The sequence below is a fragment of the Pseudomonas sp. MM211 genome, from assembly GCF_020386635.1.
Classification (GTDB): Bacteria; Pseudomonadota; Gammaproteobacteria; order Pseudomonadales; family Pseudomonadaceae; genus Aquipseudomonas.
The window spans coordinates 2,233,193-2,252,384 of record NZ_CP081942.1 but is presented as its reverse complement, the minus strand read 5'-3'; the positions used below and the strand labels follow the sequence as shown (position 1 = coordinate 2,252,384).

Genomic DNA, 19,192 nt, shown 5'->3' with positions numbered 1-19,192 from the left:
GCCTGACCTTCGCTCGCTACGTTTTCACACGGCCTGATCATGGCGTGCTTGCGTGACATTCCCATGCAGGAACAAGACCAGCGAAGCTGGCCCGGAGCGACTGCCTTGGCACAGAGAAGCCCGCCGTCGCCAAAAAGGCACGGATGCGGCAACCTGCAGCGCGTGACAAGATGCCGCGCACAGCAAGAATCACGTTTACCTGTTCAAATGCAGCGCGGTTCATTATGCTTGCCACAACTGTATGCATGAACAGTGTATTTTCAACCATTAGCGTGAAGGCGTAGAGGTGATGAATGGCCGTCGAAGTGGTGTACCGCAGCAGTCGCGATCCGGAGCGTTTATTTATGGATAAAGCCGAAGCCGACCGTCACGACAAGATGCTGGAGCTGGCTGAACTGCTCAGCGAAGTGCTGCAAAAGGCGGTGCCGTCTCTCAGCGATGAGCAGGGCGAAGAGCTGGGCATCTACATGGCCAGAAACCGCGATGTGTTCGCCAAAGCTTTCAAGAACCAGCCCGATGCCCTTGCCGAGCTGGGCAGTGAGGCACAGGCAGAGTGATCGCCTGCCGGCGGCGCACAAATCGCCGGCAACATATCCTCGGCCTTCAGCTCTAGACGTCAGGCGCGCGCACGGTTAAAACAGAGGTCACCCACGGGAGGTGACCATGAGAGCGCGCGACCACTGCCTTGCCTGTCTGAACACCGAGCAACCGGCGCTCTTCGAGGCGGCCCTGTGGGTCGCTGCCGAACATGACATCGCCGTACAGCCCAAACTGATCGTCAGCGAGCTCGACGGCCTGAAGCATCAGGTCGATGCCGGCCTCCCCAACCTCCCCGCGCAGGAACTAGCGCAGCCCTTGTTGCGGCGCCTCAACGACCTGAATTTTCACGAAGACGACGACAACCCGGTGCGCCCCCAGGCAGCGTTGCTGCACAAGGTGTTGCTGCGCCGTCGCGGCCAGCCACTGAGCATCGCGTTGATCGCTCTGGAGCTGGCAAGGCGCCTGAACATTCCTCTGCAGGGCGTCAACTTCCCCGGTTACTTCCTGTTGCGCGTACCCGGTGCTGACCACCTGCTCGATCCCTGTGGTGGGCGACGGCTCTATACCCGCGACTGCCGTGAACTGCTGCTGCGCTATATGGGCCCACAGGCACAGCTGAGCGCAGAACACATGCTGGGCTGCGATGCGCGGAGCATGATCGTGCGCCTGTCACGCAACCTGCGCTATCTGCATGGGCAGGACGACGATTACCTGTCCGCCCTGAAAGACGCCGAACGCGTATTGCAGTTCGCGCCTCCCAACGTCAGTGATCACCTGGCCAGAGCCGACCTTTATCAGCGCCTCGACTGCCCACAGGCGGAGCGTTTCGATGTCCAGCGTGCCCTGCTGCTGTGCGACGACCCGGCACTGCATGTACGCCTGGGCGATCGCCTGCGCCAGCTGAGCGCGGCCACTGCCCTGCACTGACCCCTGCCGCCCTCTGATTGCGGGCGCCCCGCCCATCGTATCGATTTAAATACAATGTATTGAATACGACACATGACTTGCCAACTGCGACATCCGGGGGCTTGGCTTGGGCTTGTGCTGAAAGACGAGATGCTGCGTATAGAAATCGATACAGAGCACCGAGCCTAATTCAGAATAAATATACAAGCCATTGATTTATATACAAAAAATAAACTGGCACTTAGTTTGCTAATGGCTTTACCCATTAGCCGCGCCCGCACAGACGGGCCGAAAATCACCAAGGAGTCCCCATGAGCGAATTGCGTTTTACCGTCGAGCACGAATGGCTGCGTCAGGAGGCCGATGGGCTGGTCACCGTAGGTATCACCGCCTACGCTCAAGACGCACTGGGTGACGTGGTGTTCGTGCAGTTGCCCGAGCTGCAGGCCTACACCGCCGGCGAAGAAGTGGCCGTGCTGGAGTCGGTGAAGGCAGCGAGCAACATCGGCATGCCGCTCGACGGTGAAGTGGTCGAAGTGAACGCCGATCTCGAAGCCAGCCCCGAGCTGGTCAACGCCGAACCGCTGGGACAGGGCTGGTTCTTCCGCTTCCGCCCAAGCAACGCCGAAGCGCTGGCTGGCCTGCTCGATCAGGACGCCTACGAGCGCCTGCTCAACGCCAAAGCCGACGCCTGAGAGAAAACCATGACTGACTTGACCACCCGCAACGAATTCATCGCACGCCACATCGGCCCCCGCGAGCAAGACACCGCTGCCATGCTTGAAACCCTCGGTTTCAGCGACCTCGACGCCCTGACCGCCAGCGTCATCCCGGGCAGCATCAAGGGCACCAGCGTATTGCCGGCCGGCGACGGCCAGAGCGAAGCCGATGCGTTGGCAGCCATCAAGGCCATCGCCGCCAAGAACCAGCTGTTCCGCAACTACATCGGCCAGGGTTACTACGGCACTCATACGCCTTCCCCGATCCTGCGCAACCTGCTGGAAAACCCGGCCTGGTACACCGCCTACACGCCTTATCAGCCAGAGATTTCCCAGGGCCGCCTGGAGTCGCTGCTGAACTTCCAGACCCTGATCAGTGACCTCACCGGCTTGCCGATCGCCAACGCCTCGTTGCTCGACGAAGGCACCGCCGCCGCCGAAGCCATGACCTTCTGCAAGCGCCTGTCGAAGAACAAGGCCGCCAACGCCTTCTTCGCCTCCCAGCACTGCCACCCGCAGACCCTAGACGTGCTGCGTACCCGCGCCGAGCCGCTGGGCATCGAAGTGGTGGTCGGTGACGAAGCCGCCATCGACGACGCCAGCGCCTTCTTCGGCGCCCTGCTGCAGTACCCGGCGAGCAATGGCGACATCTTCGACTACCGCGATGTGGTCGAGCGCTTCCATAGCGCCAACGCCCTGGTAGCCGTCGCGGCCGATCTGCTGGCCCTGACCCTGCTGCAGGCACCTGGCGAGTTCGGTGCCGACGTGGCGCTGGGCAGCGCTCAACGCTTTGGCGTGCCACTGGGTTTCGGTGGTCCGCATGCCGCCTATTTCGCCACCCGTGACGCGTTCAAGCGCGACATGCCGGGCCGCCTGGTCGGCCTTTCGGTGGATCGCTTCGGCAACCCGGCCCTGCGCCTGGCCATGCAGACCCGCGAACAACACATCCGCCGCGAGAAGGCCACCAGCAACATTTGCACCGCTCAGGTGCTGCTGGCCAATATCGCCGCCATGTACGCCGTCTACCACGGCCCGCAGGGGCTCACCCGGATCGCCCAGCGCGTCCACCAGCTGGCGCTGATCTTCGCCCGCGGCCTGCAGGCGCTCGGTCTGCAGATCGAACAACAGGCGTTCTTCGACACGCTGACCCTGCGCAGCGGCGAGCAGACCGCCGCGCTGCACCAGAATGCCCGTGCAGCCGGCATCAACCTGCGGGAAGTGGATGCCGAGCGTATCGGCCTGTCGTTCGACGAAACCACCACTCAGGCGGATATCGAGCAACTCTGGGCACTGTTCGCAAGCGGCAAGGCCCTGCCGGACTTCGCCGCCCTGGCCCAGGCGGCAGACAGCGGGCTGCCTGCCGCGCAACTGCGCCAGTCGGCGATCCTCGAGCACCCGGTATTCAATCGCTACCACTCGGAAACCGAGCTGATGCGCTACCTGCGCAAGCTCGCCGACAAAGATTTGGCCCTGGACCGCAGCATGATCCCGCTGGGCTCCTGCACCATGAAGCTGAACGCGGCCAGCGAGATGATCCCCGTCACCTGGGCGGAATTCGGCAACCTGCATCCCTTCGCCCCTGCCGAGCAGAGCGCCGGGTATCAGGAGCTGACCGACGAGCTGGAAGCCATGCTTTGCGCTGCCACCGGCTATGACGCCGTGTCGCTGCAGCCTAACGCTGGCTCCCAGGGCGAATACGCCGGCCTGCTGGCGATCCGCGCCTACCACCACAGCCGCGGCGACGATAAGCGCGACATCTGCCTGATCCCGCAATCGGCCCACGGCACCAACCCGGCGACCGCCCACATGGCAGGCATGCGCGTAGTAGTCACCGCCTGCGACACCCGCGGCAACGTCGACATCGACGATCTGCGCGCCAAGGCCGAGCAGCACCGCGATCAGCTGGCAGCGATCATGATCACCTACCCGTCCACCCACGGGGTGTTCGAGGAAGGCATTCGCGAGATCTGCGCCATCGTCCACGACAACGGCGGCCAGGTGTACATCGACGGCGCCAACATGAACGCCATGGTCGGCCTCTGTGCGCCAGGCAAGTTCGGCGGTGACGTCTCCCACCTCAACCTGCACAAGACCTTCTGCATTCCCCATGGTGGTGGCGGCCCGGGCGTCGGCCCGATCGGCGTGAAATCACACCTGGCGCCGTTCCTCCCAGGCCACGCTCACATGCAGCGCAAGATCGGCGCGGTCAGCGCTGCGCCATTCGGCAGCGCCAGCATCCTGCCGATCACTTGGATGTACATCCGCATGATGGGCGGCACCGGCCTGCGCCTGGCGTCGCAGATGGCGATCCTCAATGCCAACTACATCGCCCGTCGCCTGGAAGAGCACTACCCGGTGCTCTACAGCGGTGAAGGCGGCCTGGTGGCCCATGAGTGCATCCTCGATCTGCGTCCGCTCAAAGACAGCAGCGGCATCAGCGTCGACGACGTGGCCAAGCGCCTGATCGACTTTGGTTTCCATGCCCCCACCATGTCCTTCCCGGTGGCTGGCACGCTGATGATCGAGCCGACCGAAAGTGAGTCCAAGCAAGAGCTGGATCGCTTCTGCGACGCCATGATCGCCATCCGCGAGGAAATTCGTGCGGTTGAACGCGGCGAGCTGAATGTCGACGACAACCCGCTGAAGAATGCTCCGCACACCGCCGCCGAACTGGTGGGTGAGTGGACGCATCCGTACAGCCGCGAACAGGCGGTCTTCCCGACCCGCAGCCTGATCGACGGCAAGTACTGGCCGCCAGTAGGCCGGGTCGACAACGTGTTCGGCGACCGCAATCTGGTCTGTGCCTGCCCGCCCATCGAGGCTTATCAGGACGCCTGATAGCGCCTGGGCTGCCGAGCGCTTCGGCAGCCCGATCCTCTCTATGCCCGCACGCTGTTGCGGGCCGCTCACGACCTATACAGGAGAGCGCAATGAGCTCTGAAATTCTGGCGAAGACTCCCCTCCACGCACTGCATCTGGAGCTGGGCGCACGCATGGTGCCATTCGCCGGCTACGAGATGCCGGTGCAATATCCGCTCGGCGTGATGAAGGAACACCAGCACACCCGCGAAGCCGCCGGCCTGTTCGACGTCTCGCACATGGGCCAGATCATCCTGCGTGGCACTGGCGCCGCCAAGGCCCTGGAAAGCCTGGTACCGGTGGACATCATCGACCTGCCGGTAGGCATGCAGCGCTACGCCATGTTCACCGATGCGAACGGCGGCATCCTCGACGACCTGATGGTCGCCAACCTGGGCGACGACACGCTGTTTCTAGTGGTCAATGCGGCCTGCAAGCATCAGGACCTGATGCACCTGCAGCAGCACATCGCCAACCAGTGCCAGATCGAATCGCGCTTCGAACGCGCCCTGCTTGCCCTGCAGGGCCCCAAGGCGGTCGACGTACTTACCCGCCTGGCACCGGAAGTCGCGAAAATGACTTTCATGCAATTCGCAGCGGTGCGCCTGCTCGGGGTCGATTGCTACGTCAGCCGCTCCGGCTATACCGGTGAAGACGGTTACGAGATCTCGGTACCTGCCGCCCATGCAGAAGCGCTGGCGCGCAGCCTGCTGGCCGAACCGGAAGTTCAGGCGATCGGCCTGGGCGCCCGCGATTCGCTGCGCCTGGAAGCCGGCCTGTGCCTGTATGGCCATGACATGAGTGCCGACACCACGCCGATCGAAGCGAGCCTGCTCTGGGCAGTATCCAAGGCGCGGCGAGCCGATGGCACTCGCCCCGGCGGGTTCCCCGGTGCCGAGCGCATTTTCGCGCAACAGCGCGAAGGGGTCGCCCGCAAACGTGTCGGCCTGCTGCCTCAGGAGCGCACGCCGGTACGTGAGGGTGCGGAGCTGGTGAATGCCGATGGCGAGATCATCGGTCAGGTGTGCAGTGGCGGCTTCGGCCCAAGCCTGGGTGCGCCGCTGGCCATGGGTTACGTGCAGAGCAGTCACGTCGCCATGGACAGCGATGTGTGGGCCTTGGTACGCGGCAAACGCGTTGCCATGAAGGTCGCCAAGACGCCGTTCGTGGCGCAGCGCTACTACCGCGGTTAAGTACCGCTGGGGCGGCAGCCTCTGCCGCCCTGTCTACTCAATTAGCCTGCGTCCAGGCAACTGCGCCGGTTGCTGAAGGCTTCGCGGCGCATGTCCCGCACATCCAGAGAAATGCTTTCGACCTCCGGCAGGCGCTCCACCAGTGAGCGCACGATAGCCATCGACAGGGCTTTCTTCTGCTCGTCCGTACGACCGGCCAGCAGATAGAAGATCACGTGCAGGAAATCGCTCTGGCTGCCGCCGACACTGAAGTGGTCATAGAGGCTAAGGCGCACTTTCACCTCGCCCTCCTTAAACAACCCGGTGCCCATTGCAGCATCGTGAACTAGCGCTACCAGCTCACCAGCACCGAGTGTTTTTTCCAGCGAACGCGCACCCTCGATAAGACAATGTGGCATGGGACTCTCTTCACTGATAAAGATCGTCATACGTTATCACACAACATTTCTTATCAGTCTGTCTGCGGCCAAGGTCGTATACTCAAGCTCACACAGATACCCAAGAATAAGGTGTTGCGATAACTGCAAAGCCACGGCCCATGCGGAATTTCTAACATTTAGGAATTGCTGCCTGCGTAAAAAACGCCCCAAAGGGAACTTTTTATCAGAGTGCGTTGACAAGCCGATTCAGAGCTGCAAATAATCAGCGACAATGTTGTATGACAACACAGCCTTATAAAAACAAAAAAGGTCGCACCATGAAGACTGAAGCATTCACGCTCTTCGCACGTCCAGTCGACTCGGGTTTCCTCACCAGTCCGTCGCATTCATCTCAATACCTGCGCGCCACTTATTCGCCGACGGCTAGGGCCTGAGGCAGAGTCCTGCGTGTCCGCACGCGGGTCTGTCGCCCTGCACAGGGCTATCCACACCCTCCTCACGGCATGTTGATCACTGATCGACAGAGGATGGTTTGTTCAGAAAACGGGAGCACAACAACAATGAAAATCATCGCCGCACTACCACCTAGCCTCATCGCACTGGCCATCGCAGCAAGCGCCCTACCAGTGGCAGCCCAGGCCGAAGGCTTCGTTGAAGATGCCAAGGTCACACTCGGCCTGCGCAACTACTACTTCAACCGCAACTACCTCAACGGCACCGATCCGGTGATCCGCGGCGAGCGTCAAGGCCAGGCCGAAGGCTGGACCCAGAGTTTCATTCTCGATGCGCGCTCCGGCTACACCGCCGGCACCATCGGCGTTGGTCTCGACGTACTGGGCCTGTACAGCATCAAGCTGGACGGCAACCGCGGCGCAGCCAACACCCAACTGCTGCCGATCCACGGCGATGGCCAGGCCGCTGACAACTTCGGTCGTACCGCCGTAGCTGCCAAAGCTCGCCTGTCGAAGACCGAGCTGAAGGTCGGTGAATGGTTCGCCGTGCTGCCGATCCTGCGTGCAGACGACGGTCGCTCCCTGCCGCAAACCTTCCAGGGTGCGCAGCTCACTTCCAACGAAATCGATGGCCTGACCCTGTACGGCGGCCAGTTCTGGAAGAACAGCCAGCGTAACGACGCCAGCCGTGAGGACATGTCCTATAACGGTATCGCCGGCGATGACTTCAACTTCGGTGGCGGTGAATTCAAATTCAACGGCAACAACACCATGGTCGGCGTCTGGCACGCACGCCTGGAAGACATCTACCAGCAGAGCTACCTGCAGTTGACCCACAGCCAACCGGTGGGTGACTGGGTACTGGGTGCCAACCTCGGTTATGTGGACGGCAAGGACGAAGGCGCAGCCAAAGCTGGCAAGCTGGACAACAAGGTCTACCAGGGCAGCTTCTCGGCCAAGACCGGCAGCAACACCTTCACCGTGGCGTACCAGAAGCTCAACGGTTCCACCAAGTTCATGCGCGTCGACGGCGCCAGCGGCGGCACCCTGGTCAACGACGGCTTCACCAACAGCTACGACGCGCCGAACGAGCGCTCTTGGCAGGTGCGTCATGACTTCAACTTCGCCGGTGTCGGCATCCCGGGCCTGACCCTGATGAACCGCTACGTCAGCGGCGACAGCATCCACGCAGCCGATGGCCGCAAGGATGGCGAAGAGTGGGGCCGCGAATCCGAACTGGCCTACACCATCCAGGACGGCACCCTGAAGAACCTCAGCGTGCGCTGGCGTAACTCCGACGTCCGTCGTGACGTCGGCCAGGATCTCCACGAGAACCGCCTGATCTTCAACTATCCGTTGTCGATCCTGTAAGGCTCGTATCGCATCGCTTTACTCCAGTGTCATGGCATATTTGGCCCGTCCTCGTGACGGGCTTTTTTATGCCTGCAACAACGCGGGAGCCATGAGCGAACGGCCGCTTTGCTTTAAACTGCCGCGCCCTGCCGACCGATAGCGCACCATGAACCCGGCCAACCTGACGTTTCTGCACCAGCATCTCAGCCACGCGCTCAGCGAGACACTCAAGGAAACTCGCCGCCTGTTCCACGGACGCGGCCGCTGCTGGGAAGGGCTCGAACACATCACCGTCGACTGGCTGCAGGGTATCGTACTGGTGTGCCTGTTCAGGGAGCCGCCGGCAGATGAACTTGAGGCCTTGCAGGTGATGTTGCTGCAGTTGAGCCAGTCCGGCGAATGGCAGCACAGCCAGGCCCACAGCCTGCTGCTGCAGCATCGCTATCAGACCGACAGCCCGATGCAGTGCCTGGTGGGTGAGTTGCCCGAAGAGTGGATCATCGAGGAAGACGGCCTGCGCTATCTTCTCGATCTGGGTCGCAAGCAGAACACCGGGCTGTTTCTCGACATGCGCCTGGGCCGGCGCTGGGTGCGCGAGAATGCCAGCGGCCAGCGGATACTCAACCTGTTCGCCTACACCTGCGGATTCTCCATCTCGGCGCTAGCCGGTGGCGCCGAGCATGTAGTCAATCTGGATATGGCCAAGGCTGCGCTGAGCCGCGGTCGCGACAATCATCGCCTCAACGGCCACGATCTGAGCCGGGTCAGTTTTCTGGGCCACGAACTGTTCAAGTCATGGGGCAAGGTGAAACGCTATGGCCCCTATGACTTGATCATCATCGACCCACCGTCCTTCCAGAAGGGCAGCTTCGCCCTCACCCGCGACTACCAGAAAATCCTCCGTAAGCTCCCCGAGCTGCTCAGTGCCGAAGGCCGCGTGCTGGCCTGCGTCAACGACCCCAATATAGGTAGCGACTTCCTGATCACCGGTATGGCCGCCGAGGCCCCCGAGCTGCGCTTCGATCAGCGCCTGGAAAACCCACCGGAATTTCCGGATGCCGAGCCCGAGGGCGGGCTGAAGGCACTGCTGTTCAGCCGCTCTTGAACCAGTCCCACAGGCCCAGCGAAAACCCGGAAAACAGGTTGATGCCCAGGGCTGACTTGAGCAGGTAGAGAAACAGCAGACCAAGCGCCAGCGACACCAGCAGGAACACGCTGACGCCTATCGCCTTCGCGGTCAGCGACAGATCCTGCTGGGCTCGACTGAGGTCGCGCTTGTTGCGCCCGGCCAGTAGCACGAAGTAGTAGCGCCAGCGCCACAACTTGAGCGTCCCTCGTAGATCCAGAGGATGGCGCCCCCATTGGCGTGCGCCAAAAGCAACCTTTAGCGCATCGAGCTGCTCGTCACTGAACGAATCCTTGAGATCATCGGGCAGGCGCTCCTTGAGCCCCTTGATGAAGGAGTCTTGCTCATTCACGGTCTTTCTCCAAATAGCTGAACCCTTCATGCCAGACACCTTATCAGCCCTCAACGAAAACGGGCCCCGTCATCGGTGATGACGGGGCCCGCTCGATTCACTTGCCGAATTCAGCGCGAGGCGAACGCCGCACAAAAACCACTGAGATTATCGGCGCCACAGATGTGGTTGACCGATGTCATCAGCATCTGGCTCGGCGTGGACTGGGAATCCACCGACATCATCACGCTCAGCGCAGTGATAGTGACGATCGAGAACACGAACAGCTTGCGTGCCCAGACCTTGTCATCGACAGCCTTGTAACCCGACACCCCCATCCACAACCAGTAGGCGCCGCTGACCACTGCTACCACGAAGTAGCTGTAACCGGCGTAACCACTGATGGTCAGCATCAAGGTGGCGACCAGGAACGCGGCGATGTACAGGACGATGCTGCGCTTGGCAGCAGGAATGCCCTTGATCACCGGCAACACCGGAATGTTGGCGGCCTGGTAGTCATTGAAACGAAAGATGGCAATAGCGTACGAATGGGGCATCTGCCAGAGGCTGAAGATCAGCAGCAGAATCGCTGCTCCCATATCGAACTCGTTGCTTACAGCGCAATAGCCCACAACGGGTGGAGCGGCGCCCGACAGACTGCCAACCAGCGTTCCATAAACCGAATTGCGCTTGAGGTACAGGCTGTAAAGCCCGACGTAGACGACGAAGCCCATCAGGACCAAGGCGACAGCAAGCAGATTCGTAGCTTTATAGAGCAAGGCAACGCCTGCAATCCCAAGGATGCAGGCGTAAATGATGGCATGTGTCGGCGGAACCAGGCCTTTAACCAGCACCCTGTTCTTGGTCCGCTCCATCTTTACATCGATGTCCCTATCGATGTAGTTGTTGAACACGCAACCGGAAGCAATCACCAGAGCGACGCCGAGTGCTGTTGCCAGGAACAGCATCAGGTCGATATCCCCCTTCGAAGCCAGGAAGAAGCCACCGGCGACGGAAATCATGTTTCCGAAGACGATGCCTGGCTTGGTCAGGAGCAGGTATTGCTTGAACATCAGGCTGCTCTCTTTTTAGTTGGCCATCATGTAGTAGTGCATGCTCCAGATGATCCAGATCGAGAGCGCTACGACGATGATGGTGATCAGGATGGTGAACGCGAACGCCACCGTATTCCAACGCTGCTCGGACGAGGTGTTCATGTGCAGGAAGTACACGAGGTGTACGTAGATCTGCACGACCGCGAAAGCGACGATGGTGAACAGCGTGGCCGCTTTCGACATGACGGGATTCATCACGATCGCGAACGGGATCACGGTGAGGATTACCGACAGTAAGAAACCGACGACGTAATCCTTGGTGCTGCCATGGCTCGCGCCGGCGGCAGAGTGGTGATCATGAGCCATTACAGAGCCCCCATCAGATAGACAACGGTAAACACGCAGATCCACACCACGTCGAGGAAGTGCCAGAACAGGCTCAGGCAGCTCAGGCGGGTCTGGGTGACCGGCGTCAGGCCGCGGCTAGCGACCTGATGCATCATCACCGCCATCCACACCAGGCCGGCACTAACGTGCAGACCGTGGGTGCCGACCAGGGTGAAGAACGCGGACCAGTAGGCACTGACCTGCGGCGCGGCACCTTCGTGGATCAGGTGATGGAACTCGTACAGTTCGATCGAGATGAACACCACACCGAACAGGAAGGTGGCTGCCAGCCAAGCCAGCACCTTGCTCTTGTCGCCACGGTACATGGCCAGCATGGCCATGCCGTAGGTGATGCTCGAGAACAACAGAGCGAATGTTTCGACCAGAACGAGCTTCAGGTCGATCAGATCTGCCGGAGTCGGACCGCCGGCGTACGCGGTGCTGAGCACCGCGAAGCCTGCGAAGATACTCGCGAACAGGATGCAGTCGGTCATCAGGTAAATCCAGAACCCGAAGACCTTCATCTCACCCGCGTCGTGGTGATGTTCGTGCTCATGCTCATCGGCATGAGCAGCGTGGTTGCTGATCACTTCACTAGACATGGTTTAAGCCTGCTTAGCCTTTGCTTGAATGTGTGCCTTCTCGATGCGTTCGATCTCATCGGGCTGCACGTAGTAGTCGACGTCCGTGTTGTAGCTGTTGCGAATCAGGACGGCGAAGGTACCCACGAAGCTCAATGCAGCCAGCCACCAGATGTGCCAGATCAGGGCGAAACCGAAGGCCAGAGCGCCTACGGACATGATCAGGCCAACGCCGGTGTTCTTCGGCATGTGGATCGGCGAGTACTTGCTTGGCGCAGCCGGCAGACCGTCACGCTTCATTTCGTGGAACTCGTCGATACGATCACCACGCGGGGTTACCGCGAAGTTGTAGAACGGCGGTGGCGACGAAGTCGACCATTCCAGAGTACGAGCGTCCCACGGGTCGCCAGTCACGTCGGCCAGTTCTTTGCGCTTGATGATCGACACAGCGAACTGGATCAGGGTGCAGAGGATACCGATACCGATCAGCACGGCGCCGACCACGGCGATGTGCAGCCACGGCTCCCACTCGGGGTTGGTGGTGCTGTTCAGGCGACGGGTCATGCCCATGAAGCCGAGGATGTACAGCGGCATGAACGCCAGGTAGAAACCGACGATCCAGAACCAGAACGACGCCTTGCCCCAACCTTCGTGCAGCTTGAAGCCGAACGCTTTCGGGAACCAGAAGGTGATACCGGCCATGTAGCCGAATACCGCACCGCCGATGATCACGTTGTGGAAGTGGGCGATCAGGAACAGGCTGTTGTGCAGCAGGAAGTCAGCACCTGGAACGGCCAGCAGTACGCCGGTCATACCACCGATGGAGAAGGTGATGATGAAGCCCAGGGTCCACAGGATCGGCGAAGTGAACTCCAGACGACCGCGGTACATGGTGAACAGCCAGGTGAAGATCTTCACACCGGTCGGGATGGCGATGATCATCGTCGCGATACCGAAGAAGGCGTTGACGCTGGCGCCAGAGCCCATGGTGAAGAAGTGGTGCAGCCATACCACGAACGACAGTACGGTGATCGCCACGGTAGCCCAGACCATCGAGGCATAACCGAACAGACGCTTGCGAGCGAACACCGACGTCACTTCGGAGAACACACCGAAGGCCGGCAGGATCAGGATGTACACCTCAGGGTGGCCCCAGGCCCACAGTAGGTTGACGTACATCATCGGGTTGCCACCAGCTTCGTTAGTAAAGAAGTGGAAATCCAGGTAGCGATCCAGAGTCAGCATGCCGAGTACGGCGGTCAGAATCGGGAAGGCGCCGCAGATGATCACGCTGGTGCACAGGATGGTCCAGGTGAAGATCGGCATTTTCATCAGAGTCATGCCAGGGGCACGCATCTTGATGATGGTCACGAAGAAGTTCACACCGGTCAGCAGCGTACCGATACCGGATATCTGCAGAGCCCATATGTAGTAGTCGACCCCGACTCCCGGACTGTACTCGATGCCTGACAGCGGTGGATACGCGACCCAGCCGGTCATGGCGAACTCGCCCACGAACAGCGAAACGTTGGTCAGCAGTACACCCACCACGAACAGCCAGAAGCTCAACGAGTTGAGGAACGGGAAGGCAACGTCGCGCGCACCGATCTGCAGCGGCGTGACGATGTTCATCAGGCCGACCACCATTGGCATGGCCACGAAGAAGATCATGATCGTACCGTGAGCGGTAAAGATCTGATCGTAGTGGTGCGGAGGCAAATACCCTTCAGAGCCGCCAGTGGCGATAGCCAACTGGGTACGCATCATGATCGCGTCGGCAAAGCCGCGCAGCAGCATGACCAGGGCGACGAGGATGTACATCACGCCGATTTTCTTGTGGTCGACCGAAGTCAGCCACTCGTGCCACAGGTAGCCCCACTTCTTGAAGTAGGTCAGGGCGGCGAACAGCCCGAGACCACCCAGCACCACGGCAATCATCGTGACGACAAGGATGGGCTCGTGCAGGGGTATTGCGTCTAACGTCAGCTTTCCGAACATCGTTTATTCCTCCGCACCTGAATCGTGCGCGGCTTCGCTCACAGGGTTGCTCTTGTAATCGATGTACTGGCCAAGGATCTGACGGAACAGACCAGGCTGAGCGTTGAAGTACTCGACGGGATTGTTCTCACTTGCCTTGCTCAGCAGCTGGTAGCTGCCGTTGAAGTCCAGCGTGTTCGGCGACTGTTTGACCTTGGCCACCCACTGCTCGAACTCTTCGTTGCTGGTTGCATGAGTCTTGAACTTCATGCCAGAGAAACCATGGCCGCTGTAGTTGCCCGACACGCCGAAGAACTCGCCCGGCTCGTTGGCAATCAGATGCAGCTGAGTGCGCATACCGCCCATCGCGTAGACCATGCCGCCCAGTTGCGGGATGAAGAAGGTATTCATCACGGTCTGAGAGGTGATCTGGAAGCTCAGCGGGGTGTTCGCAGGCACATACAGTTCATTGACGGTAGCGATGCCCTGCTCCGGGTAGATGAACAGCCATTTCCAGTCCAGCGAAACCACTTCGACAACCAGCGGTTTGACGTCGGATTCGATCGGCTTGTACGGGTCGAGCTCGTGCGTGGTTTTCCAGGTAATGACCGCCAGTACGGCGATGATCACGCAAGGAACGCCCCAGACGATGGCCTCGATCTTGTGCGAATGAGCCCACTCAGGCGCGTAAGTCGCGTCTTTGTTCGAGGAGCGATAGCGCCAGGCGAACAGAATGGTCATGAAAATGACGGGCACCACCACGATCAGCATCAGCAGAGTGGCGGTAATGATGAGGTTGCGCTGCTCGATGCCGATCTGGCCTTTCGAATCGAAAAGAATCCAATCGCAGCCACTCAGGGAGACGGCCACGACAATCGTCAGAAGCGTGCGGAACAAGCGGTGGTACTTCTCTTCTCTCATTTCACGACCTTCAGCAAAGTGATATCCCACATAGCGTTCTGTTCAGCCTGATACCCAATACGGCAGGGCATGCCAGGAAAACGGTGCACAGGCGCACCGAAATCGTTTCAGCATCGAAACTACTAAACGGAGGGGGCGACATTTTCGGTTACGCAGCCAAAAAAACCAACCGCATAACGACGATGGGCCTACAAATAGTCGGGGTGTACAGCTCGCCCCGCCCTGCCCCAGCCCTACACCGCCGGCCGCAACCCTGCGCCCGGTGACATCTCGCTTAACTCGCAAAGCCCCATATGACCGCACCTACAGCGCGAGACAAAATCGCGGCCCGCTAACGGGCTACGGATAAATGGATATGTTGCGACTCATAATAGTGGCTCATATCACCAAAATTGCGCGGCAATATGTCGCACAGCAATACCCCTTAAAAATACAGGGAATTGCCTGAAATCAGGATCCTTCTGCCGGTTTCCAGTCGCAGTAGCAGCCTACGGCCATGGTATTGGCCGCAGAAACGCTGCGATTAGCTGAAAGCGCGTCGAGAATCGGTTCTACGAAACTGTTCGAGGAGTTGCACACCAACCCCTCGCTATAAGGGCCGGCATAGGCCAAACGGCCCTGCTGATCCCAGATGGCGATGGCCGGGCTGGCCGGAATCGACTCCATGCCTTCCAAAGACTCGAGCGGCGTGAGCTTGCCACGCAGGAACGGCAGCATCTCGCCCTCGCTCCCGGGCTTCTGCACGCTGTAGAACTCGACCCCGGAGAAACGGTAGAGGCTGATCAGATAATTGAGGTGGGCGTCGGTTTCCTTGTGGCACGGGCACTGGGGATCCCAGAAATGCACCACACGAATCTTGCCAGGCCCGGCGAGTTCGGCAGGCAGCTTGAGCCCGCCGCCCTCGAAGAACACTGCTTGTTCCTGATCACCGAAGGGGCGCAGATACGCCACGCCAAAACGCCCCCACACCCAGGCAGCGATCGCCAGCACGATGGCCAGCAGCAGCAGGCACAAAATCAGCAGGAAGCGCTTGGACGGGGCGGTCTGGTCCTTGCTCATCTACTCGGGCTCACGGCCGTACTTGATACGGAACTGCTTTTCCATTTCCTTGCAGCTATCGGTAGCGAACGAGCGCGAGGTCGGCTTGGCAGACGGGTCATTCGCCTTGACCCAGCAGGCCTGGATGGCACCAAGCTCGTTGGCTTGAATGTCGGCGGTCTGCTCACGGGTGATGGCGTAGATGATGATGCCGAAAACCAGGGCGATGAAAGCCAGGCCCAACAGGGTCAGCCACAGACAGCCGCCGCGCTTGCCAGTGTCCAGCTGATCTGTCGATGGATTGCGTGCCTTGTCGTCGCTCATGATCTACCCCTGCCGAAGAGGGTGCGGAACATAGCATTTTTACCCTGGCCGGGGCAGGGGCCAAAAAGCACACAGAAAAAGCAGGGTTATCGCCCTCCCCCACCCTGCCGAGCCGCTGAGGCCCGCTATTACAGGGCTCCAAGGCCTGCGCCAGAGCGCCCATGATCGTCGCCGGACATACTCCGTTACGACGCTTCTGCTCGCTCGCGGAACCCGCCGAGCATCCCGTCATTCGCAGCCTCTGGCGTGATGCCTGGCGCGCTGTAAGTGCCTGCAGCCGGCATCGGGCAAATTTCTGGTCAAACCTATTGCGGTGAACTTCACTCATACCTTGTGAGGGCTGAATTGTATTGCGGGTGCCGCACGATCCAGGCTGATCAGCTCTCGGATATCTCATACCGGCAGCAATGCCGGAGCCAGAGGAGAAGAGTCATGATCAATCACATTTGGGGGCTACTGGCCAATCCGGGCCGCGAGTGGCGCAACATTGATCGGGAAAAGGAAAGCATCACGCGCCTTTACGCCCATCACGTATTACTGATGGCACTCATTCCCGTCGTCAGCGCCTTCATCGGCACCACCCAAATCGGTTGGCATCTGGGTGGAGAGGCCTACAAGGTGGCATTACCCACGGCAGCAGCGCTGGGTATCGTGTTCTATATCCTGATGCTGGTCGGCGTTGCCATCATGGGTAACGTCATCCACTGGATGTCGGATTCGTTTGCCAGTCGCCCGAGTCGTCGCCGCTGTATCGTCTTCGCAGGCTATGTAGCCACGCCACTGTTCATTGCCGGTATCGCACTGCTTTATCCCAAGGCATGGTTGCTGCTGATGGTCGGCATCATCGCCCTCGCCTACAGCGCTCGCCTTCTTTATGTTGGCATGCCAGCGTTCCTGCGTATTCCGGTCAACGAAGGCCTGACCATCTCCGGCGGCACTCTGGCGATCGGCGTGCTGGTACTGGAGCTGATTCTGGCACTGACCGTTGCGCTCTGGGGCCTGGGCTTCGATGACTATGCGGTAAGCTGGTCGCTGTTCCGTTAAGACAGCCACCAGTCTCAAACTGCAAGCCCCAATCCAGACACTGCGACAGCAGTGCCCTGGCCTGGGGCTTTTGGCTCAAGGCCTGCTTAAAGGAACCAGCGATATTCGCGGGCACTGATGCTGTCCATAAATGCCAGGTGATCCTGGCGTTTGTTCTCGCAATAAACCATCACGAACTCCTCGCCCAACCCGGCATTCACCGAAGGATGGTGGCGCATGGCTGCGACCGCGGAAAGCATGTCCATGGGGAAATCGATACCGCTCTGGCGGTTCTCATTGAGTGGCGCGATAGGCTCCAGTCGCTGCTCAAGGCCGTACTCCATCGCCGCCAAAATCGCCGCCAGTACCAGATAGGGATTGGCATCAGCACCCGCAAGACGGTGCTCGATGCGCAGGTTGCGAGCGTCCGAATCGGGGATACGCACACAGGCATCACGATCTTCATAGCCCCAACTGGCGCGACTCGCGGCATTGACCCGCGAGCCATAGCGTCGGTAGGCGTTGTGGTGGGCGGCGAAGATCGGCATGCAGTGCGGCAACCACTCCAGGCAACCGGCTACCGCGTGGCGTAGCGGCCGCTGTTCGTCGACCGCCAGCAGGTTGTTGCCCTGTTCGTCATAGAGGCTGACATGCACGTGCATGCCACTGCCCGGCGCGTCGAGATACGGCTTGCTCATGAAGCTAGCGCGATGACCGTTCTTGAGCGCCACACCGCGAGTAAGCCGCGTAAAGAGCGCAGCCCAGTCCGCCGCCTGCAGGCCATCATCGCAATGGCCGAAGTTGATCTCGAACTGCCCTGGGCCGATTTCCGCGGTGATCACGTTGGCGTCGATGCCCTGCTCTTCGGCCGCCTCGACTATCTCGTGCAGCACCGTGGAGAAGCGCGACAGCCGGTCGATGTGCAGAGTGGGCTGGTCGTCCTCATCGCCACACAGGGTGTCGCGCGGGTACTGCGGCAGCCCGTCCTTGAGGGCACGGTCAAACAGATAGAACTCCAGTTCGAAGGCCACCACTGGGCGAATGCCCTTGGCCGCCAACCGCTGCAGCACCCGCGACAACACCTCTCGCGGTTCGAACTCGATGGGCGATTCGGTGCCATCGGAGCTGATCAGCATCTGGCCCAAGGGTTGGTTTTCCCAGCGCACCGGCTTGAGCGTGCCGGGAATCAGCCGGCGGGTGGCATCCGGGTCGCCATCGTTGAAGCAGTAGTCGCCGATCACATGCAGGCCGCCCTGGGCGCCGAGCAGCACGCAGTTCTGCGGCAGCTTGAGCAGGCTGCCGGCCGCGACCTTCTCCAGCATGTCGATGGGATAGCGCTTGCCGTAGAAATGCCCGGGAATGTCCAGGCAGATCAGATCCACATAGCGAACGTCAGGGTGAGCGGCGCGAAAGGTGCGGACTTCGTCGAGCAGGTTGTCGGTGGTCATGGCGAGGTTCCTGTGTCCGCTCAGCGGAACACCCAGAGTACCCGTGCGGGCTGATCAGTGAGGTTGGCGTAACGAAAGTGGCGATGGGGCGGCAACTGGAAGCTGTCGTTGGGGCCCAGAGTGACGGGATCCGGCTGATCGTCCAGCCAGATGCTCAACTGCCCTTCGAGCACGAAGCCGCCCTGCTCGGAACTGTCGTTCAGGTGCCCGTCACCACTGGTGGCACCAGGCGCCAGGTGACTTTCCAGCATGGAGAACCCGGCCGACATGCTCGGCGAAACCAGCACATCGGTGATCCCACCGGCGTAATAGAGTGTGCGGCGCTCCCCTGGCCGGGTGACCCAAGGCAACACCCGCGGCTTGGCGAGGCTATAGAAGTAGGTGGTCGGCACCCCCAGGGTCTCGCTGATGGCGGTCAAATCGGCCACGGTCGGCCGCGACAGGCCACGCTCGACCTGGGACAGAAAGCCCACCGAGCGACCGATACGTGCCGCCAGCTCACCCAACGTCAGGTTCTTGTGCTTGCGCAGGTCGCGAATCAGGATCGCGAGCCCCTCGATTTCTTCTTGCATGTCCATG

The 19,192-nt window shown here is 60.4% G+C and carries 19 protein-coding genes; 8 read left to right on the top strand and 11 right to left on the bottom strand.

Features of this window, described 5'->3' with window-relative positions:
- Positions 1-293 precede the first annotated feature (293 nt).
- The 5 genes from K5Q02_RS10260 to gcvT all read left to right on the top strand — a co-directional run bounded on the left by K5Q02_RS10260 (position 294) and on the right by gcvT (position 6,217).
- Complete coding sequence (locus tag K5Q02_RS10260; RefSeq protein WP_225838861.1) at positions 294-557, top strand: YebG family protein; 264 nt, start codon at positions 294-296, stop codon at positions 555-557.
- A gap of 106 nt (positions 558-663) precedes the next feature.
- The gene (locus tag K5Q02_RS10255) at positions 664-1,467 is read left to right on the top strand and encodes a SirB1 family protein (RefSeq protein ID WP_225838859.1); all 804 of its coding nucleotides are present in this window, start codon (positions 664-666) and stop codon (positions 1,465-1,467) included.
- Between the two features lie 290 nt (positions 1,468-1,757).
- Complete coding sequence (gene gcvH, locus K5Q02_RS10250) at positions 1,758-2,141, top strand: glycine cleavage system protein GcvH (protein ID WP_225838857.1); 384 nt, start codon at positions 1,758-1,760, stop codon at positions 2,139-2,141.
- Between the two features lie 9 nt (positions 2,142-2,150).
- The gene (gene gcvP, locus K5Q02_RS10245) at positions 2,151-5,003 is read left to right on the top strand and encodes an aminomethyl-transferring glycine dehydrogenase (protein ID WP_225838855.1); all 2,853 of its coding nucleotides are present in this window, start codon (positions 2,151-2,153) and stop codon (positions 5,001-5,003) included.
- Positions 5,004-5,095: 92 nt separating this feature from the next.
- Positions 5,096-6,217, top strand: a complete 1,122-nt coding sequence (gene gcvT / locus K5Q02_RS10240) for a glycine cleavage system aminomethyltransferase GcvT (RefSeq protein WP_225838854.1) — start codon at positions 5,096-5,098, stop codon at positions 6,215-6,217.
- 41 nt (positions 6,218-6,258) lie between these two features.
- On the opposite strand, the gene K5Q02_RS10235 is transcribed toward gcvT, so the two are convergent.
- Positions 6,259-6,615 carry a 5-carboxymethyl-2-hydroxymuconate Delta-isomerase gene (locus tag K5Q02_RS10235; protein ID WP_225838852.1) on the bottom strand — a complete coding sequence of 119 codons (357 nt, stop codon included), beginning with the start codon at positions 6,613-6,615 and terminating at the stop codon, positions 6,259-6,261.
- A 542-nt stretch (positions 6,616-7,157) separates the two neighbouring features.
- On the opposite strand from K5Q02_RS10235, the gene K5Q02_RS10230 reads away from it, so the two are divergent.
- Both K5Q02_RS10230 and K5Q02_RS10225 read left to right on the top strand, forming a co-directional pair.
- Positions 7,158-8,420: an OprD family porin gene (locus K5Q02_RS10230; protein WP_225838850.1), complete on the top strand. Its 1,263-nt coding sequence runs from the start codon at positions 7,158-7,160 to the stop codon at positions 8,418-8,420.
- A 148-nt stretch (positions 8,421-8,568) separates the two neighbouring features.
- Complete coding sequence (locus K5Q02_RS10225; RefSeq protein WP_225838849.1) at positions 8,569-9,507, top strand: class I SAM-dependent methyltransferase; 939 nt, start codon at positions 8,569-8,571, stop codon at positions 9,505-9,507.
- Here K5Q02_RS10225 and K5Q02_RS10220 read toward each other — a convergent pair.
- The 8 genes from K5Q02_RS10220 to K5Q02_RS10185 form a co-directional block, all read right to left on the bottom strand.
- Positions 9,494-9,910 carry a 3-phosphoshikimate 1-carboxyvinyltransferase gene (locus K5Q02_RS10220; protein ID WP_225838847.1) on the bottom strand — a complete coding sequence of 139 codons (417 nt, stop codon included), beginning with the start codon at positions 9,908-9,910 and terminating at the stop codon, positions 9,494-9,496. The two genes, K5Q02_RS10225 and K5Q02_RS10220, sit on opposite strands and share 14 nt — an antisense overlap.
- A gap of 80 nt (positions 9,911-9,990) precedes the next feature.
- Positions 9,991-10,935 carry a heme o synthase gene (cyoE, locus tag K5Q02_RS10215; protein WP_225839639.1) on the bottom strand — a complete coding sequence of 315 codons (945 nt, stop codon included), beginning with the start codon at positions 10,933-10,935 and terminating at the stop codon, positions 9,991-9,993.
- Between the two features lie 12 nt (positions 10,936-10,947).
- On the bottom strand, positions 10,948-11,280 hold the full coding sequence (locus K5Q02_RS10210; protein WP_225838844.1) for a cytochrome o ubiquinol oxidase subunit IV: 333 nt from the start codon (positions 11,278-11,280) through the stop codon (positions 10,948-10,950).
- Positions 11,280-11,903: a cytochrome o ubiquinol oxidase subunit III gene (gene cyoC / locus K5Q02_RS10205; RefSeq protein ID WP_225838842.1), complete on the bottom strand. Its 624-nt coding sequence runs from the start codon at positions 11,901-11,903 to the stop codon at positions 11,280-11,282. The genes K5Q02_RS10210 and cyoC overlap by 1 nt, the downstream gene beginning before the upstream one ends.
- Positions 11,904-11,906: 3 nt before the next feature.
- Entirely contained in the window at positions 11,907-13,880 is a 1,974-nt protein-coding gene (gene cyoB / locus K5Q02_RS10200; RefSeq protein ID WP_225838840.1) for a cytochrome o ubiquinol oxidase subunit I, read from the bottom strand.
- A 3-nt stretch (positions 13,881-13,883) separates the two neighbouring features.
- Entirely contained in the window at positions 13,884-14,780 is an 897-nt protein-coding gene (gene cyoA / locus K5Q02_RS10195; RefSeq protein ID WP_042555389.1) for a ubiquinol oxidase subunit II, read from the bottom strand.
- 450 nt (positions 14,781-15,230) lie between these two features.
- A complete protein-coding gene (locus tag K5Q02_RS10190; RefSeq protein WP_225838838.1) occupies positions 15,231-15,839 on the bottom strand; it encodes a DUF6436 domain-containing protein in 609 nt (202 codons plus the stop codon).
- The gene (locus K5Q02_RS10185) at positions 15,840-16,142 is read right to left on the bottom strand and encodes a hypothetical protein (RefSeq protein WP_225838836.1); all 303 of its coding nucleotides are present in this window, start codon (positions 16,140-16,142) and stop codon (positions 15,840-15,842) included.
- A 432-nt stretch (positions 16,143-16,574) separates the two neighbouring features.
- Between K5Q02_RS10185 and K5Q02_RS10180 the strand changes: the two genes are divergently transcribed.
- Positions 16,575-17,186 (top strand): Yip1 family protein, encoded by a 612-nt coding sequence (locus K5Q02_RS10180; RefSeq protein ID WP_225838834.1) that lies wholly within the window; start codon positions 16,575-16,577, stop codon positions 17,184-17,186.
- 86 nt (positions 17,187-17,272) lie between these two features.
- Here the strand turns inward: K5Q02_RS10180 and K5Q02_RS10175 are convergent, their stop codons facing one another.
- Both K5Q02_RS10175 and K5Q02_RS10170 read right to left on the bottom strand, forming a co-directional pair.
- A complete protein-coding gene (locus K5Q02_RS10175; protein WP_225838832.1) occupies positions 17,273-18,613 on the bottom strand; it encodes a glutamine synthetase family protein in 1,341 nt (446 codons plus the stop codon).
- Between the two features lie 20 nt (positions 18,614-18,633).
- Positions 18,634-19,191 carry a helix-turn-helix domain-containing protein gene (locus K5Q02_RS10170; protein ID WP_225838830.1) on the bottom strand — a complete coding sequence of 186 codons (558 nt, stop codon included), beginning with the start codon at positions 19,189-19,191 and terminating at the stop codon, positions 18,634-18,636.
- Position 19,192 lies beyond the last annotated feature (1 nt).

Bases quoted from the DNA above. Each gene is read 5' to 3' on its own strand.
- K5Q02_RS10260 (WP_225838861.1), top strand. From the start codon at position 294: ATGGCCGTCGAAGTGGTGTACCGCAGCAGTCGCGATCCGGAGCGTTTA.
- K5Q02_RS10255 (WP_225838859.1), top strand. From the start codon at position 664: ATGAGAGCGCGCGACCACTGCCTTGCCTGTCTGAACACCGAGCAACCG.
- gcvH (WP_225838857.1), top strand. From the start codon at position 1,758: ATGAGCGAATTGCGTTTTACCGTCGAGCACGAATGGCTGCGTCAGGAG.
- gcvP (WP_225838855.1), top strand. From the start codon at position 2,151: ATGACTGACTTGACCACCCGCAACGAATTCATCGCACGCCACATCGGC.
- gcvT (WP_225838854.1), top strand. From the start codon at position 5,096: ATGAGCTCTGAAATTCTGGCGAAGACTCCCCTCCACGCACTGCATCTG.
- K5Q02_RS10235 (WP_225838852.1), bottom strand. From the start codon at position 6,615: ATGCCACATTGTCTTATCGAGGGTGCGCGTTCGCTGGAAAAAACACTC.
- K5Q02_RS10230 (WP_225838850.1), top strand. From the start codon at position 7,158: ATGAAAATCATCGCCGCACTACCACCTAGCCTCATCGCACTGGCCATC.
- K5Q02_RS10225 (WP_225838849.1), top strand. From the start codon at position 8,569: ATGAACCCGGCCAACCTGACGTTTCTGCACCAGCATCTCAGCCACGCG.
- K5Q02_RS10220 (WP_225838847.1), bottom strand. From the start codon at position 9,910: ATGAAGGGTTCAGCTATTTGGAGAAAGACCGTGAATGAGCAAGACTCC.
- K5Q02_RS10210 (WP_225838844.1), bottom strand. From the start codon at position 11,280: ATGGCTCATGATCACCACTCTGCCGCCGGCGCGAGCCATGGCAGCACC.
- cyoC (WP_225838842.1), bottom strand. From the start codon at position 11,903: ATGTCTAGTGAAGTGATCAGCAACCACGCTGCTCATGCCGATGAGCAT.
- cyoB (WP_225838840.1), bottom strand. From the start codon at position 13,880: ATGTTCGGAAAGCTGACGTTAGACGCAATACCCCTGCACGAGCCCATC.
- cyoA (WP_042555389.1), bottom strand. From the start codon at position 14,780: ATGAGAGAAGAGAAGTACCACCGCTTGTTCCGCACGCTTCTGACGATT.
- K5Q02_RS10190 (WP_225838838.1), bottom strand. From the start codon at position 15,839: ATGAGCAAGGACCAGACCGCCCCGTCCAAGCGCTTCCTGCTGATTTTG.
- K5Q02_RS10185 (WP_225838836.1), bottom strand. From the start codon at position 16,142: ATGAGCGACGACAAGGCACGCAATCCATCGACAGATCAGCTGGACACT.
- K5Q02_RS10180 (WP_225838834.1), top strand. From the start codon at position 16,575: ATGATCAATCACATTTGGGGGCTACTGGCCAATCCGGGCCGCGAGTGG.
- K5Q02_RS10175 (WP_225838832.1), bottom strand. From the start codon at position 18,613: ATGACCACCGACAACCTGCTCGACGAAGTCCGCACCTTTCGCGCCGCT.
- K5Q02_RS10170 (WP_225838830.1), bottom strand. From the start codon at position 19,191: ATGGACATGCAAGAAGAAATCGAGGGGCTCGCGATCCTGATTCGCGAC.